Source organism: Thiohalobacter sp. (genome assembly GCF_027000115.1).
GTDB lineage: Bacteria > Pseudomonadota > Gammaproteobacteria > Thiohalobacterales > Thiohalobacteraceae > JALTON01.
On the sequence record NZ_JALTON010000045.1, the window covers coordinates 1 to 14,297 of the forward strand.

Annotated in this window: 15 protein-coding genes; 6 read left to right on the forward strand and 9 right to left on the reverse strand. The window is 67.6% G+C overall.

The window, feature by feature from the left end; genetic code table 11:
- Positions 1 to 1,587, reverse strand: a 1,587-nt coding sequence (gene priA, locus MVF76_RS08070; protein ID WP_297528298.1) for a replication restart helicase PriA, incomplete at its 3' end; no start/stop codon positions are given.
- A gap of 383 nt (positions 1,588 to 1,970) precedes the next feature.
- On the opposite strand from priA, the gene MVF76_RS08075 reads away from it, so the two are divergent.
- The 4 genes from MVF76_RS08075 to MVF76_RS08090 all read left to right on the forward strand — a co-directional run bounded on the left by MVF76_RS08075 (position 1,971) and on the right by MVF76_RS08090 (position 3,934).
- Positions 1,971 to 2,354 carry a hypothetical protein gene (locus MVF76_RS08075; protein ID WP_297528299.1) on the forward strand — a complete coding sequence of 128 codons (384 nt, stop codon included), beginning with the start codon at positions 1,971 to 1,973 and terminating at the stop codon, positions 2,352 to 2,354.
- A 14-nt stretch (positions 2,355 to 2,368) separates the two neighbouring features.
- A complete protein-coding gene (locus MVF76_RS08080; protein WP_297528300.1) occupies positions 2,369 to 2,917 on the forward strand; it encodes an RNA polymerase sigma factor in 549 nt (182 codons plus the stop codon).
- A complete protein-coding gene (locus MVF76_RS08085) occupies positions 2,914 to 3,255 on the forward strand; it encodes a DUF3619 family protein (protein WP_297528301.1) in 342 nt (113 codons plus the stop codon). Before MVF76_RS08080 ends, MVF76_RS08085 begins: the two co-directional genes overlap by 4 nt.
- A 145-nt stretch (positions 3,256 to 3,400) precedes the next feature.
- Complete coding sequence (locus MVF76_RS08090; RefSeq protein ID WP_297528302.1) at positions 3,401 to 3,934, forward strand: DUF3106 domain-containing protein; 534 nt, start codon at positions 3,401 to 3,403, stop codon at positions 3,932 to 3,934.
- A gap of 116 nt (positions 3,935 to 4,050) precedes the next feature.
- Here MVF76_RS08090 and MVF76_RS08095 read toward each other — a convergent pair whose 3' ends face one another.
- From MVF76_RS08095 to MVF76_RS08110, 4 genes are all read right to left on the reverse strand, one after another.
- Positions 4,051 to 4,773: a DUF6901 family protein gene (locus MVF76_RS08095; protein WP_297528303.1), complete on the reverse strand. Its 723-nt coding sequence runs from the start codon at positions 4,771 to 4,773 to the stop codon at positions 4,051 to 4,053.
- Between the two features lie 141 nt (positions 4,774 to 4,914).
- Positions 4,915 to 6,273, reverse strand: a complete 1,359-nt coding sequence (locus tag MVF76_RS08100) for an NAD(P)(+) transhydrogenase (Re/Si-specific) subunit beta (protein WP_297528304.1) — start codon at positions 6,271 to 6,273, stop codon at positions 4,915 to 4,917.
- Positions 6,270 to 6,566 carry an NAD(P) transhydrogenase subunit alpha gene (locus MVF76_RS08105; RefSeq protein ID WP_297528337.1) on the reverse strand — a complete coding sequence of 99 codons (297 nt, stop codon included), beginning with the start codon at positions 6,564 to 6,566 and terminating at the stop codon, positions 6,270 to 6,272. The genes MVF76_RS08100 and MVF76_RS08105 overlap by 4 nt, the downstream gene beginning before the upstream one ends.
- Entirely contained in the window at positions 6,560 to 7,693 is a 1,134-nt protein-coding gene (locus tag MVF76_RS08110; protein ID WP_297528305.1) for a Re/Si-specific NAD(P)(+) transhydrogenase subunit alpha, read from the reverse strand. Before MVF76_RS08110 ends, MVF76_RS08105 begins: the two co-directional genes overlap by 7 nt.
- A gap of 307 nt (positions 7,694 to 8,000) precedes the next feature.
- On the opposite strand from MVF76_RS08110, the gene MVF76_RS08115 reads away from it, so the two are divergent.
- The gene (locus tag MVF76_RS08115; protein WP_297528306.1) at positions 8,001 to 8,600 is read left to right on the forward strand and encodes an HNH endonuclease; all 600 of its coding nucleotides are present in this window, start codon (positions 8,001 to 8,003) and stop codon (positions 8,598 to 8,600) included.
- A 37-nt stretch (positions 8,601 to 8,637) separates the two neighbouring features.
- Here MVF76_RS08115 and MVF76_RS08120 read toward each other — a convergent pair whose 3' ends face one another.
- Entirely contained in the window at positions 8,638 to 8,892 is a 255-nt protein-coding gene (locus MVF76_RS08120) for a hypothetical protein (protein WP_297528307.1), read from the reverse strand.
- A gap of 242 nt (positions 8,893 to 9,134) precedes the next feature.
- On the opposite strand from MVF76_RS08120, the gene MVF76_RS08125 reads away from it, so the two are divergent.
- Entirely contained in the window at positions 9,135 to 10,022 is an 888-nt protein-coding gene (locus MVF76_RS08125) for a fructosamine kinase family protein (protein ID WP_297528308.1), read from the forward strand.
- Between the two features lie 3 nt (positions 10,023 to 10,025).
- Here MVF76_RS08125 and MVF76_RS08130 read toward each other — a convergent pair whose 3' ends face one another.
- The 3 genes from MVF76_RS08130 to hemE all read right to left on the reverse strand — a co-directional run bounded on the left by MVF76_RS08130 (position 10,026) and on the right by hemE (position 14,295).
- Entirely contained in the window at positions 10,026 to 10,448 is a 423-nt protein-coding gene (locus tag MVF76_RS08130; protein ID WP_297528309.1) for a hypothetical protein, read from the reverse strand.
- A gap of 8 nt (positions 10,449 to 10,456) precedes the next feature.
- The gene (locus tag MVF76_RS08135; protein WP_297528310.1) at positions 10,457 to 13,018 is read right to left on the reverse strand and encodes a putative bifunctional diguanylate cyclase/phosphodiesterase; all 2,562 of its coding nucleotides are present in this window, start codon (positions 13,016 to 13,018) and stop codon (positions 10,457 to 10,459) included.
- A gap of 203 nt (positions 13,019 to 13,221) precedes the next feature.
- Entirely contained in the window at positions 13,222 to 14,295 is a 1,074-nt protein-coding gene (gene hemE, locus MVF76_RS08140; RefSeq protein ID WP_297528311.1) for a uroporphyrinogen decarboxylase, read from the reverse strand.
- Between the last annotated feature and the right edge of the window lie 2 nt (positions 14,296 to 14,297).

A 14,297-nucleotide genomic window follows, 5' to 3' on the forward strand; every position in this document is an offset into this window, starting at 1 on the left:
GCCGCGGCCGCGGCTGCTGTCACGATCGATGCGCAGGATGCGTGCCTCGGGGAAGTGCGTCTGCAGGGCCTGTTCCACCCGCTCGGTGCCGGTGCCGACGGCGCGCAGTTCGGCACTGCCGCACTGCGGGCAGTGCGCGGGGATGGCTCGTTGATGATCGCAGTGATGGCAGTGCAGCCGGCCACGGCGCTGGTGCAGGGTGAGGTGGGCATCGCAGCGCTCGCAGCGCGCCACCCAGCCGCACGGGTGGCACAGGAGCACGGGTGCGAAGCCGCGGCGATTGAGGAACAGCAGCACCTGGTTGCCGGCGGCGAGGGTGTCGGCCATGCGCTGGCGCAGGGCCAGGCTCAGGCCCTCGTCCATGGGCTGGGCGCGCACATCGATCAGCGACAGCGGCGGCGCCTCGGCGCCGCCGGCGCGCTCCGGCAGGTGCAGCCGGCGGTAGCGGCCGCGCTCGGCGTTGTACAGGGACTCCAGCGAGGGTGTCGCGCTGCCCAGCACCGCCGGCACCCCGGCGAGCTGGGCGCGGCGGATGAGCAGGTCGCGGGCCGAATAGCGGAAGCCGTCCTGCTGCTTGAACGAAGGGTCGTGCTCCTCGTCGATCAGGAACAGTCCGGGCCGTGCCAGCGGGGTGAACACCGCCGAGCGGGTGCCCACGACCACGCCGACCTCGCCCCGCTGCGCCGCCAGCCAGGCATTGAGGCGTTCCCCTTCGGGCAGCGCCGAGTGCAGCACGGCGATGTCGCAGTCGAGCCGCCGGCGCAGGCGTGACACCAGCTGCGGCGTCAGCCCGATCTCGGGGACCAGCAGCAGGGCCTGTTCACCACGGGCGAGGCAGGCCTGGATGGCGCGCAGGTAGACCTCGGTCTTGCCGCTGCCGGTGACGCCCTCGAGCAGGAAGCGTTCGAAGCCGCCGAGTGCGCCGGTGATGGCCTCGATGGCCGCGCGCTGTGCCGGTTCCGGTGCCGGTGGCGTGGCCGGCGGGAGCGGCGGCAGGCCGGGGGCGGCTTCGATCGCCGCTACCCAGCCCTTGTCGCGCAGCCGGCGGAGGCTGGCGCGATCGCCGGCGCCGGTGATGGCCTCGTCGGCGAGTTCGCCCTCGCGCAGCCGGTCGAGCAGTGCCTGCTGTCGCGGCGCACGGGCGCAGGCGTCGGCGGTCACTGCGGCGCCCGCCTCGGTCAGTCGCCAGCGCCGTGCCGGGCGCCCTGCGGCCGGCGCGCCCTGCCGCAGCCGCACCGGCAGCAGGGCGGCGAACACCTCGCCGGTCGCGTGGTGGTAGTAGCCCGCCGCCCAGTGCGCCAGCGCCAGCAGTTGCGGGTCGATCAGCGGGACTTCATCGAGTACCGCCTCCGCCGGTCGCAGCCGCGCCGGATCGTGCCGGGGGCGATCCAGCACCCCCACCAGCACCCCCACCAGCCGCCGCTTGCCGAAGGGCACGCGCACCCTGACCCCGGGCCTCAGGCCTGCGGGATCGACGCCCTCGGGGGGCAGATAGTCGAGGCTGTCGGCCAGCGGGCAGGGCACGGCGACGGCGAGGACGGGGCCGGTTGCGGGCGGGGACCCGGAAGGCGGGTTAGGTGAATTCATTGCGGTTGTCTGTTATGAGATGACGGTAAGCCCTTGTCCCGATGTGAGTCGCCGCTTATCCACAAAAACTGTGGATAACTTTGTGGAACACTTGGGGTAAAGGGGCTGCAAGCCGCGCCATTATTGCACTTTTGTTAATTTGGTGAAATTTGCGCCACCGAAAAAAGACATTAAAACTCAGTAACATAGGTAAATCGTCGGGTTCCCGTCGGGCGATCCCGATCGGGGACATGCCGGTTCGTCGGGATCGTTGCCGCGCTGTGCATAAGCCGCTGTTGTCAAGTCCCCGCAAAGCGCTTTTTTTACGGGGTTTCCGTGTCTGTCAACCCTTTTCCGGGGTGTGCGTCGAACAGGGTGAGACGCAACCCACGGGAGACACTAGCATGAAAAAGACCCTTCTGATCGCCGTTCTGTTCAGCCTGGCTCCGGGCCTCGGGGCCGGCGCCGCCCTTGCCGACGCGCTGCCCGGCCGGGACCTGGGGGATCGCATCGATCACCGCCTGGATCGCAAGGGCGAACGCATCGATCAACGCCTGGACCGGCGCGGTGAGCTCATCGATCGGCGCCTCGATCGCCGGGCGGCGTGGGCCGATGCCCATGGCCGCGAGGGCCTGGCCCAGCGTCTGGATCGCAAGGGGGATCGGATCGAGCGGCGCCTGGACCGCAAGGGTGACCGTATCGAGCACCGGCTCGACCGCAAGGGGGACCGCATCGACCGCCGGCTGGATCATCGCCGCGACCGGGTTCATCATGCACGCAAACCCTGACCCGGAACCGGAGCATGGCCGATGGCACCGCGGCCCCGTCCGCGCTGGATCGATTTCTTGCCGATGTCGAGCGGCGCGCGCTGCGCATGGCGGAGTACGCCACGGGCAATCGTGACGATGCCCTGGAGCTGGTGCAGGAGGCCATGCTGCGGCTGGTGGAGCGCTATGCCGGGCGCGATCCGTCCGACTGGCCGAAGCTGTTCCATCGCATCCTGCACAATGCCATCAACGACTGGTACCGCCGGCGCAGTGTGCGCCGCCGGTGGCTGGTCTGGTCGCGGCCGTCGGACGACCCCGAGGCGGACCCGGTGCCCGAGGCCGCGGATCCCGCCGACCCGGATCCGGCCCGCGAGGTGGCGCGCGATGCGGCCATGGCGGCGTTGCGCGCCGGCCTGCGTGCCCTGCCCCTGCGCCAGCAGCAGGCGTTCCTGCTGCGGGTCTGGGAGGGGCTGGACGTTGCCGAGACGGCCTATGCCATGGGTTGCTCGGAGGGCAGCGTGAAGACACATCTGTCGCGGGCCATGAGTCGGCTGCGCGAGCAACTGGGAGCCCACTGGCCATGACAGGGAACACGGACGAATTCGAGCGCAGGGTCCGCGCCCTGCTGGATGCGGACGCCGACGCCCTCGACCCGGCGACCCGCGAGCGGCTGGCCGCCGCGCGGCAACGGGCGCTGGCGCAGGCCCGGGAGGGCGGGGGATCGCGCCGGGGCTGGGTCTGGGGGCTCGCGGCCAGCCTGGTGCTTGGCATTGCGCTGATCCTGACGCTGCGCCAGGGCGAACCTGCGGCGCCGGCGCTGGAGGACCTGGCGGTGCTCTCGGCCGACGAGGCGCCGGAGTTCTACGAGGATCTCGACTTCTACACCTGGCTGGCCGAGCAGGCGCAGGCGGAACAGGGTTAGGTGGCCGCGAGGTGCCGGAGCGATCATGGGCAGGTTATTCGGGCATGGTGCTGGCGGGATCGGCGTTCCTTGCGCGCCCGGCACTGGCAGGCGGCCGAGCTGGATGGTGCACCGCCAGCGGACACACGCAAGCAGAAGATTGAGGATGAGCAAGAGGATCGCTGAAACACTGCTGGCCTGCCTGCTGCTGTGGCCGCTGGCAGGCTGGACGCTGGACTGGGATGCGCTGAAGCCCGAGGAGCAGCGCGTGCTCGCGCCCTTCCGCGAGCAGTGGGCGCAGATCCCCGAGGCACGCCAGCAGCGGCTGCGCGAGGGGGCGGCCCGCTGGCGGCAGATGACGCCGGAGCAGCGCGCTGCGCTGAAAGCGCGTTTCCGTCGCTGGCAGTCGCTGGACCCGGAGCAGCGCGCGCGCATCCGCGAACGCTACGAGCGTTTCCGTGCCCTGCCGCCCGAGGAGCAGGCCCGCATTCGCGAGGGCTACCGCTGGTTCCGCAATCTCCCGCCGGAACGCCGCGAGGCACTGCGTGAACGCTGGCGCAGCATGAGCCCCGAACAGCGACGCAAGGTGATCGAACACCGTAAGCAGCTGCACGAGCGCTGGCAACGCATGTCGCCACAGGAGCGCGATGCGGCCCGGCAGCGCCTGCGGGACCGCATGCGGCGTTCACCCGAACGCTGAGAGTCGCCCAATATCGGTCAAACGGCGCGCCGAGGTCGAAGGAACACGGAGGTTCCCCGGCGTTCTCTGCGCCTCCGTGACCTCCGCGTTCATCCCGCGCCCGCCGGGGAATCCTGCTAAGCGTCGCCAGGGTCGACATCCTCCGCCAGCGGCGCGAACAGCGGCTCCAGGCCGCTCAGCATCTCGCCGATGGCATTGGGTAACGCGATGGTGAAGATGTCCAGTATCAGCAGTGCCCTGATGGCGGCGCTGTCCTCGGAGGCGTGGCGGATGCGGCGGGCAAACTCGCGATTGGTCTTGTGCGCCAGCCGGTAGATGGCATCCAGGCCCATCAGCTCGAAATCGAACTTTCCGCCCCGCTTGCGCGCGAAGTACTGCGCCAGCAGGTACATGCCGGTGGCGCGATAGACCGTTTCCTCGGCCGTTGCCAGCGGCAGGTGAAAGCGCGCCATGGGCCGGAAATGGCGCAGATGCGGGCAGCCGCTGGTGGGCATGATGAGCCCGAACAGCGAGCTCAGCGCCCGCTGCGGCGAGACCTCGGCGCAGATGCGGCGTTCCGGCGTTTCCACTTCCAGCGCGACCCGCTCTGCCGAGGCGCAGGCACTGCACTCCTCGATGGGGCCGGCCAGCGCCGCCGCCAGCGGGCAGAAGGGGTGCGCGTCTGCCTGCAGCGGACAGTGGCTGCACTGGCGATTCTCCAGCCGTGCCCACTCGGGCAGCGGGCCTTCCGGACGCTGCAGCAGCAGGGTCTCGGCATCCAGCACCAGCGGGATCTCGATCGGCGCCTGTTCCGGCGCGGTCATGCGGTAGACCAGGGTGCGGGTACGGCGGTCGGTCATGGAAGAGCGGCTCCCCACGCAAGACGGGTACGTCTACCCGAGGGTAGTCGAGGGGGGTGGGGATGGGAAGGGTGGATGGTGAGGCGTGAGGCGTGAGGGCACCCGCGGATATGACCCTCCGCGGGTGCGCAGGTTACGCGACTACATCTGTTTGACCTGGGCGATCAGCTCGGAGGCGACCTTCTGGGCATCGCCATAGACCATGCGGGTGTTGTCGAGGAAGAACAGCTTGTTCTCGATGCCGGAGAAGCCCCGGCCCTTGCCGCGCTTGATGACGATGACGTTCTTCGCCTGATCGACGTTGAGAATGGGCATGCCGTAGATGGGACTGGACTTGTCGGTACGCGCGGCCGGATTGACCACGTCGTTGGCACCGATCACCAGGGCCACGTCGGCCTGGGCGAACTCGGAGTTGATCTCTTCCAGATCGAAGATCTTGTCGTAGGGCACGCCGGCCTCGGCCAGCAGCACGTTCATGTGCCCGGGCATGCGGCCGGCGACCGGGTGAATGGCGAACTTCACTTCCACGCCGCGCTCCTCCAGCAGCTCGGTCAGTTCCCAGATCTTGTGCTGGGCCTGGGCCACGGCCATGCCGTAGCCGGGCACGATGATCACCTTGTTGGCATAGGCCATCAGCGCCGCGGCGTCGGTGGGCGTCATTTCCTTCATCTCGCCCTCGGTGGCCTCGGCCTCGCCGACCTCGGCTGCGCCGAAGCCCGAGAACAGCACGTTGCTCAGCGGCCGGTTCATGGCCTTGGCCATGAGCTGGGTGAGCAGGGTGCCGGCCGAGCCCACCACCGTGCCGGCAATGATCATGGCCGCATTGCCGAGCACGAAGCCCTCGAAGGCCACGGCCAGGCCGGTGAATGCGTTGTACAGCGAGATCACTACCGGCATGTCGGCGCCCCCGATCGGCAGTGTCATCATGACACCGAAGGCCAGCGCCAGGGCGAAGAATACGAACAGCGAGAAGCCGCCGACCTGGTCGGCGCTGGCGATGACGATGCCGAACACCAGCATCAGGCCGAACACCGCAAGGTTCACGAGCTGCTGGTTGGGGAACAGCAGGGATTTCTTCATCAGCCCCTGCAGCTTGGCGAAGGCCACCATGGAGCCGGAGAAGGCCACCGAGCCGATCAGGGCGCCGGCCACGGCCAGGGTCTGGAAGCTGGCCGAGTGCACCTCGCCCTTGAGCAGTTCCACCGCCGCGATGGCCGCCGCGGCGCCGCCGCCCATGCCGTTGTAGATGGCGATCATCTGCGGCATGTCGGTCATGGCAACTTTCTTGCCGGTATACCAGGCCGCGCCACCACCGATCAGCATGGCGAGGATCATGAGGCCGAAGTTGTGCATGCCTGGCCAGAAGAAGGTGGCCAGGGTGGCGACGGCCATGCCGACGCCGGCCCAGATGATGCCGCCGCGCGCGGTACGCGGCGAACTCATCCGCTTGAGGCCGAGGATGAAGAGTACGGCCGCGGCGAAGTAGCTCAGTTCGATCATTGGCCGCGCTCCCTGCTGGTCTTGAACATCTCGAGCATGCGCTCGGTGACCACGTAGCCGCCGACGGCGTTGCCCGCGGCCAGCATGACGCCGATGAAGCCGATGAAGCGCTCCATGTCGGTCGCGGCGTGGCCCATGGCGACCATGGCGCCGACCAGCACGATGCCGTGCACGAAGTTGGAGCCCGACATCAGGGGAGTGTGCAGGATGACCGGCACGCGGGAAATGACCTCGTAGCCGGTGAAGGCGGCGAGCATGAAGATGTAGAGTGCAGTGAAGCCTTCGATCATGATGCGTCTCCTTCCACCCGCTGGCGGGTCGGCTGGTGCCGGATCTCGCCCTCGTGGGTCAGCGCGCTGTCGCGAATCACCTCGTCTTCCCAGTCGAGATTCAGTTCGCCCTCGCTGATCATGGGGCTGAGGAAGTTGAACAGGTTTCTGGCGTACATCTCGCTGGCGTGCACCGGCAGCATGGCGGGCACGTTGAGCGGGCCGTACACGGTCACGCAGCCGTACACGTACTCCTCGCCCGGCTTCGTGACCTCGCAGTTGCCGCCACCCTCCGCGGCCAGGTCGATGATGACCGAGCCGACCTTCATGTTCTCGACCATCTCCTGGCTGATGATCTTCGGCGACGGTTTGCCCGGGATGGCTGCGGTGGTGATCACGGCATCGGCCTGGGTGACATGCCGTGCCAGCACCTCGATCTGCTTGCGCTTCTCTTCCTCGGTCAGCTCGCGGGCGTAGCCGCCACTGCCCTCGGCCGACACGCCGGTATCCACGAAACGGGCGCCCAGCGATTCCACCTGCTCCCTGGTGGCGCTGCGCACGTCATAGCCTTCGACAATGGCGCCCAGGCGCCTGGCGGTGGCGATGGCCTGCAGGCCGGCGACGCCGGCGCCGATCACCAGCACCTTTGCCGGGCGGATGGTGCCGGCCGCGGTGGTGAGCATGGGAAAGAAGCGGCCGGTGCGGTCGGCGGCCATGATCGCTGCCTTGTAGCCGGCGACCGCGGCCTGCGAGGACAGGGCATCCATGCTCTGGGCACGCGAGATGCGCGGGATCAGCTCCATGGCAAAGGCCGTGATCCGGCGATCGCGCATGCGCGCCACCCGCTCGGGGTACTTGTGCGGCAGCATGAAGCCGATGACCACCGCGCCCTCGCGCATGAGGTCGATTTCCTCCTCGCCGGGCGGCTGGACCTTGAAGATGACGTCGGCCTCGCCGAACAGCTTCGCGCGGTCCTCGGTGAAGGTGACGCCGATGTAGTCCTCGTCCACATAGTGGGCACCGGCGCCGGCGTCATGCTCGATGAACACCTCGGCGCCGAGATCGACGAAACGCTTGGCAACCGAGGGATCGAGCGCGACACGACGCTCCCCCGGCAGCGTTTCCCTGGGTACAGCCAAACGTATTGCCATGGGTGCTACCTCATCCGCGGCCGGGTGGCCGCCGGCCTGGCCTGGACTGAATTCGGGTGGCGGGCGGGCACGGGCGCCGACCCTCAAAGGGGCGACATGATACCGGATTCATGGAAGTGATTGAATCGTGGCCGGGAGGCCTGGCGCGAGGCCGGCCGGGACCGCGTTCGGCAATCGTCTGATGGCCGAAATATCACCGTAAAACAGCAGTTAAGGTTGTCCGGCCCATTTACATACGGCAAGGGTTCTGCGATAAAGGAGGCAATGCCCGGCCCGGCTGCCGTGGCTGCCCGAAGGAGGGGGACGCATGAACCTGCTGGCGCACCAGATCCTGAGGACCGACGCCTCCGGCATGCCGCTGGAGTGGGTGGACTATCGTGAGGCGGTCCGCCTGTACCACCTCGGTCAGGTGGCCTACGCCTGTGGATCGACGCTGTTCCGGGTCCACGGCGGCATCAATGCCCGCAGCGGCCGGCAGAGCGTCATCGAACTCAATTCCATCATTGCCACCCAGGGCGCCAACCATGCCCTGCGCCGTGGCCATGCCGACTATGTGCCGCCGCTGAACAACCGGACCCTGTTCCGGCGCGACGCCTTCCTCTGCCTGTACTGCGGGGGGCGGTTCCAGGTCAGCGAGCTGTCACGGGATCATGTCACGCCCCTCAGTCAGGCCGGACAGGACGTCTGGACCAACGTGGTCACGGCCTGCAAGCGCTGCAACAATCACAAGGCGGGCCGGCGCCCCGAGGAGGCCGGCATGGAACTGCTGGCGGTACCCTTCACCCCCACCCATGCCGAGTACATCTACCTGCAGGGCAAGCGGGTACTGGCGGACCAGATGGAATTCCTGCTCGCCCACTTCCCGCGCCACAGCCCGCTGCATGCCCGGTTGCGAGCCGGGATGTGACGAGGGGCGTCGAGCCGGTTTTGTTGCAACCTGCAGGTCAGCGCCTGTCGGTCTTCGTCCCGGCGTTGCCCGCGGGCTGGACGCCGGCGTCACCCGCCTGAGGTTGTACCGATTCCGGATGTGTGGCCAGCCATTCGGCCAGTTTTTCCTCGACCGGATATTCGCTGCCGGAGCCTTCGACCACGATGCAGTCTTCGAGCAGCTTGACCGGCAGGGTACTGGGACATTCGGCGTGAACGGGCGCGGACAGGAGCAGCGTCGCGCTCGCTGCGCAAAGAGACAGGTTCTTCATGTGGATTACCCCTGTATGAACGATTCCATGTTCCGCAGCGGATCCCCGGTTCCGGTGCTTTGCCGGCACCTGATGTGACAGAAACCTCGCGTTGAAATGGATCCGGCTGCGGTTATCCTTCCAGTGCAGGGTGAAGTGTGGTCGCTGCGCGGGTTGTCGGGTATCCGCATACGCGGAGCAGCGCTGTAGGCACTAAAGTGCAGAATATGTAGGCGCAGGCTGACGCCGGAGGGAATATCCTGGTGGACACGGACTGGGCGATCATTGCAGAGGCTGTTCGCGCACAGGGCGGCGTCGACATCGACCCCGAACGGCGGCAGCCGGTGGGGGGCGGCTGCATCAACGAGGCCTGGCGGGTCGAGGGTGACCCGGCGCCGGTGTTCGTCAAGCGCAACCGGGGGGCGCTGGCGGACATGTTCGAAGCCGAGGCCGAGGGCCTGCGCGCCATTGTCGACAGCGACAGCGTGCGTGCGCCGCGGCCGCTGTGCACGGGCGTGGCCGGTAGCCGTGCCTTTCTGGTGCTGGAGTACCTGCCCTTCGGGCATGGCACCGGCTCGGCTCAGGCCATCCTGGGCCGGCAGCTGGCAGCAATGCACCGCGCCACCGCGCCGGCCTTCGGCTGGCATCGCGACAATACCATCGGCTCGACACCCCAGGTCAATGACTGGACCCCGGACTGGGTGGCGTTTCTTCGGGTGCATCGGCTCGGTTACCAGTACGAACTGGCGGCGGCCAACGGCTTCGGCGGGGAGCTGACCCGGCTGGGCGAGCGCCTGCTGGCGTTACTGGATGGATTCTTCACCGATCACCGGCCACAGCCGAGTCTGCTGCACGGCGATCTCTGGTCGGGGAACCAGGGCGTGCTGGCCTCGGGCGAGCCGGTGATCTTCGATCCGGCCACCTACTACGGCGACCGCGAGGCGGACCTGGCCATGACCGAGCTGTTCGGCGGCTTCGGTGCGGACTTTCATGCAGCCTACCGGGAGGCCTGGCCGCTGGATGCGGGTTACGAGGTACGCAAGGTCCTGTACAACCTCTATCACATTCTCAACCATCTCAACCTGTTCGGTGGCGGCTACCACGGCCAGGCACTGTCCATGACCCGCCGCCTGCTGGCCGAGCTGGGCTGAAGCCTATTCGCCCTTGCGGCCGCGTGCCATCTCCTCCAGCCAGCCTTTCCAGTTGGATGGCTGGTTGGGTGACAGATTGGCGCGCACTTCGTAGAGTTTTTCGAGGTGCAACGCCAGCGCCTGCACGAAGGGCAGGTCACGGGCCTCGCGGCAGTAGGCATCGAGTTCGGCCATGAGCTGGAAGGGTGTCACCTCGCCGAGGATGTTGTAGGTCTTGTCCAGCAGCAGGTTGTAGGCCGAGAGATGACCGGCGACCCACTGGGCGAAGGCGAGCGCGGCCTCGCCGCCCTGGTCGCGGGCCTGCAGATAGTCGGCGCAGGTGCGGCCGCCGGCACCGAACACGGCATAGTTGCCGTTGAGATCCCGAGCCTGGACGCTGGTGGTGCAGCTCAGGGCGATCATCAGCAGAAGCCGGCGCCAGGTCATGATACGCCTCACGGTCCCTGGATGAGCGAGAGATGAGGCCCGGCGCAGGACGGCGGCGCCTCGGGATGCCGCGCCAGCCAGGCCTCGAAGTCCGCGATCTCCATCGGGCGTGCGATGTGGAAGCCCTGGGCCTGGTCGCAGCGCAGGATTTCCAGCAGATCCCAGATTTCCTGATTCTCTACTTCTTCGGCCACCACTTCCAGTCCCAGGTTGTGGGCGAGATCGATGGTCGAGCGCACGATGATGGCGGCATTGTCGTTTTCGAGCATGTCCATGACGAAGGACTTGTCGATCTTGATGCGGTTCACCGGCATCTGCTTGAGGTAGGCCAGCGAGGAAAAGCCGGTCCCGTAGTCGTCGACCGAGAGCCGCACACCGAGCCGGCTGAGTCGCCCGAGGATGCGGTTGGCGCGCTCGGGGTTCTTCATCATGGCGTTTTCGGTGATTTCCAGTTCCAGGCAGTGACCTGGCAGGCGGTGCCGGCGCAGCAGGCTGTCGACGTGCTCGGCAATGTCGCTATGGTCGAGGTTCCAGGTCGACAGGTTCACCGCCACCGGGATGTCCCAGCGCCGCGCGCGCCATTCGGCACACTGGGCAAGTGCCCTGTCCAGCACCCACAGCGTGAGCGGGCGTATGAGCGCCGTCTGCTCCGCCGTCTGGATGAGATATTCCGGCGAGATGTTGTGCCAGCGGGGCCACCGCAACAGCACCTCCACACCGACCAGCCGGCTGTCGGCAACCGCCAGCTTGGGATGGAAAGCCAGCGTCAGTTCGCCCTCGTCGATGGCCTTGCGCAGTTCGCCGATCAGCGACAGCCGGGCCACGCTGTGGCGGTCGGCATCGGCGTCGTAGACACTGTAGGTCAGGCCCTCGTGCTTGGCGACATACATGGCGACATCGGCACGCTTGATCAGGGTGGCGACGTCGTGGCCATGTTCGGGGTGGCTGGCGATGCCGATACTGGTGCCGACCAGCAGCTGGTGGTCCTGGCGTGGTATCGGCCGTTCGATGCACTCGGAGATGCGTCGGGCCATGGCCTCGGCCTCCTCGACACCTGTGTCCGGCAACAGCACCGCGAACTCGTCGCCCCCGAGGCGGGCCACGGTATCTGTACCCCGCAACAGGCCGGAGAGCCGTTGGGCGACCTCGCGCAGCACTTCATCGCCGGTGTCGTGGCCCAGGGTGTCGTTGATTTCCTTGAAGCGGTCCAGATCCAGCATCATCAGGCAGAAGGAGTGGCCTTCCCGACGGGCGCGCGACAAGGCCTGCTCCAGGCGGTCGTGGAGCAGGGCGCGGTTGGGCAGGCCGGTGAGATCGTCGTGCAGGGTCTGGTGGCGCAGCGCGCGCTGGCGCTCGTCGATACGCGCCTGCATCTGTTCGAAGGCCTGCACCAGGTCGCGCGCCTCGATGCTGTCTGCCTGGGGCAGGGGCTGATGCGTGTGACCATCGGCCACCGCCTTCATGGCCCGGGTCAGGCTGCCGATGGGGCCGAGCACGGTGCGCTGGAAATAGACATAACCGACGCCGATGACCAGAAAGGCGATACCGGCGAGCAGCCAGGTGTTCTGGATCAGCCGCTGCGCGACCTGCGCCCACAATGCCACTTCGGCGCGCGCGGCGTTGTCCAGTTCGATTTCAATGCTTTCCAGCAGTTTCCAGATTTCCGCATACAAGGGCTGGATACGGTTGGCAATCAAGGGTATGTCGGCACGCCATTCGGTACTGGCCTGTTGCTTGCGAAAGGCCTCGAAGCCTGCATGCCAGGTCTCGGCCGCGTCGCGCATGCCGGCGAGCGACTCGCTGCCCTGCAGGCCCAGGCGGCCGTCGTCGGCCAGCGCCCGCAGCTTGTCGAGCAGGGCGAGTACCTGTCTGTAATGCAGATCGATGTCGTGGCGCGCATCGAGCTGACCGCGCTGGCTGTCGCCATAGATCCCGGCGCGGCGAATGAGGTAGAGCCGGAAGGCCCCGACCATCTGGCCCCAGGCGTGTTGCGCGCGCGTGAACAGGCGCCGGGCGCCAGCCCCGCCAGGCTCCGATTCCGCCTCGCTCAACGCGAGCTGTACCAATGTATTGAAGCGGACATTGGCCGGCCCCAGGGTGTCGTCCACGATCTCGATGGCGGGGAACAGTTGCTGAAGATCGGACCGGATTGCCATCAGCCGCCGGGCCTCGCGGTCCAGTTCCCGGATGGCCGCCTCCAGACGGGTCGCCTGGGCCGCCAGGCCCTCCTCGCGAATCCAGTCCAGCGCCTTGAGCCGGCGCGCGTGCCGCCCGGCATCGACGATTCGTGCCTCGACCTCCCGGCGCGCGGCCTCGGATGGCTTGAGCAGGTGCCCTTGCAGCGCGTATTCGGTGCCCCACACGGCGCTGCGCACCGCCCGGCTGTGCAGGGCCGCCTCGCTGCGCCGCGTGATGCTCTCGGCGGTCGCCTCGCGGGCGCTTTCGACGTATTCATGTATGACCAGCGCACTGGTCAGGATGATCAGCACCACGCCCAGCGCCACCAGCAGATAGCGGTGGCGGAGGCTGTGGACCCGGGATCGGGCGCGCGGTTCTGGTCGGTCGGTCATTCGTCAGCCAAGGGTTTGTTCCGCCTGTCGCAACAGGGTGACGACGGGCAGTGTGTAACGTCTTGGATCCGCGGACAATATGCAGGACAGCCTTGCCATCACAGCCCGTTTCGGTGCGGTGAACCAGGTTCATCCGCAGTCCTTGATGCAATATGCAGGTTAGCGGCTGCCGCTGTGTGGGACTTTAGTATTTTTCGGAAAAATCAGTCGCTTGTGGCGTGGAAGCCGGGAGAGAGCCGGTGCACTGCCTCGACCATGGCGGCGGCGTGCTCGGGGTCGATCTGGGGATGGATGCCGTGGCCGAGGTTGAACACATGGCCGCTGCCGGCGCCGAAGCTGGCCAACACGGCGCCGACCTCGCGTTCGATGGTGGCGGGCGAGGCGTAGAGCACGGCCGGATCCAGATTGCCCTGCAGCGCGACGCGGTCGCCGACCCGGGCGCGCGCCTGGCCGATGTCGGTGGTCCAGTCCAGGCCCAGGGCGTCGGCGCCGGCAGCGGCCATGTCCTCCAGCCACTGGCCGCCATTCTTGGTGAAGAGGATCACCGGTACGGTGCGGCCCTCGGCCTCGCGGGTCAGGCCCTCGACGATCTGGCGCATGTAGGCCAGCGAGAAGGCCCGGTAGGCGGCTGGTGACAGGACCCCGCCCCAGGTGTCGAAGACCATCAGCGCCTGGGCACCTGCGGCGACCTGGGCATTGAGATAGGCGGTCACCGCACGGGCGGTGGTGTCCAGCAGCCGATGCAGCAGTTCCGGGCGGTCGTACATCATGCCCTTGACCTGGCGGAAGTCCTTGGAGGTGCCGCCCTCGACCATGTAGGTGGCCAGCGTCCAGGGGCTGCCGGAGAAGCCGATCAGCGGTACCCGCCCGGCCAGCGCGGCGCGGATGGTGCGCACGGCGTCCATGACGTAGCCCAGCTCCTGCTCGGGATCGGGTACCGGCAGCCGCGCGACATCGGCCTCGCTGCGCACCGGGCGTTCGAAGTGCGGGCCCTCGCCTTCGGCGAAGTAGAGCCCGAGGCCCATGGCGTCGGGCACGGTGAGGATGTCCGAGAACAGGATGGCCGCGTCCAGCGGAAAGCGTTCCAGCGGCTGCAGGGTTACCTCGCAGGCGAGTTCGGGGTTGCGGCACAGGTCCATGAAGCTGCCCGCCTTCTCGCGGGTGGCGCGATACTCGGGCAGGTAGCGCCCGGCCTGGCGCATCATCCACACGGGCGTAACGTCCACGGGCTGGCGGAGCAGCGCCCGCAGGAGACGGTCGTTTTTCAGGGTCGACATGG

Coding starts and splice junctions, on each gene's coding strand:
- MVF76_RS08100 (WP_297528304.1), bottom strand. CDS start 6,273: ATGATCGAACTGAGCTACTTCGCCGCGGCCGTACTCTTCATCCTCGGC.
- MVF76_RS08085 (WP_297528301.1), top strand. CDS start 2,914: ATGACAGGGAACACGGACGAATTCGAGCGCAGGGTCCGCGCCCTGCTG.
- MVF76_RS08080 (WP_297528300.1), top strand. CDS start 2,369: ATGGCCGATGGCACCGCGGCCCCGTCCGCGCTGGATCGATTTCTTGCC.
- MVF76_RS08135 (WP_297528310.1), bottom strand. CDS start 13,018: ATGACCGACCGACCAGAACCGCGCGCCCGATCCCGGGTCCACAGCCTC.
- MVF76_RS08095 (WP_297528303.1), bottom strand. CDS start 4,773: ATGACCGACCGCCGTACCCGCACCCTGGTCTACCGCATGACCGCGCCG.
- MVF76_RS08120 (WP_297528307.1), bottom strand. CDS start 8,892: ATGAAGAACCTGTCTCTTTGCGCAGCGAGCGCGACGCTGCTCCTGTCC.
- MVF76_RS08075 (WP_297528299.1), top strand. CDS start 1,971: ATGAAAAAGACCCTTCTGATCGCCGTTCTGTTCAGCCTGGCTCCGGGC.
- MVF76_RS08115 (WP_297528306.1), top strand. CDS start 8,001: ATGAACCTGCTGGCGCACCAGATCCTGAGGACCGACGCCTCCGGCATG.
- MVF76_RS08130 (WP_297528309.1), bottom strand. CDS start 10,448: ATGACCTGGCGCCGGCTTCTGCTGATGATCGCCCTGAGCTGCACCACC.
- MVF76_RS08090 (WP_297528302.1), top strand. CDS start 3,401: ATGAGCAAGAGGATCGCTGAAACACTGCTGGCCTGCCTGCTGCTGTGG.
- MVF76_RS08110 (WP_297528305.1), bottom strand. CDS start 7,693: ATGGCAATACGTTTGGCTGTACCCAGGGAAACGCTGCCGGGGGAGCGT.
- hemE (WP_297528311.1), bottom strand. CDS start 14,295: ATGTCGACCCTGAAAAACGACCGTCTCCTGCGGGCGCTGCTCCGCCAG.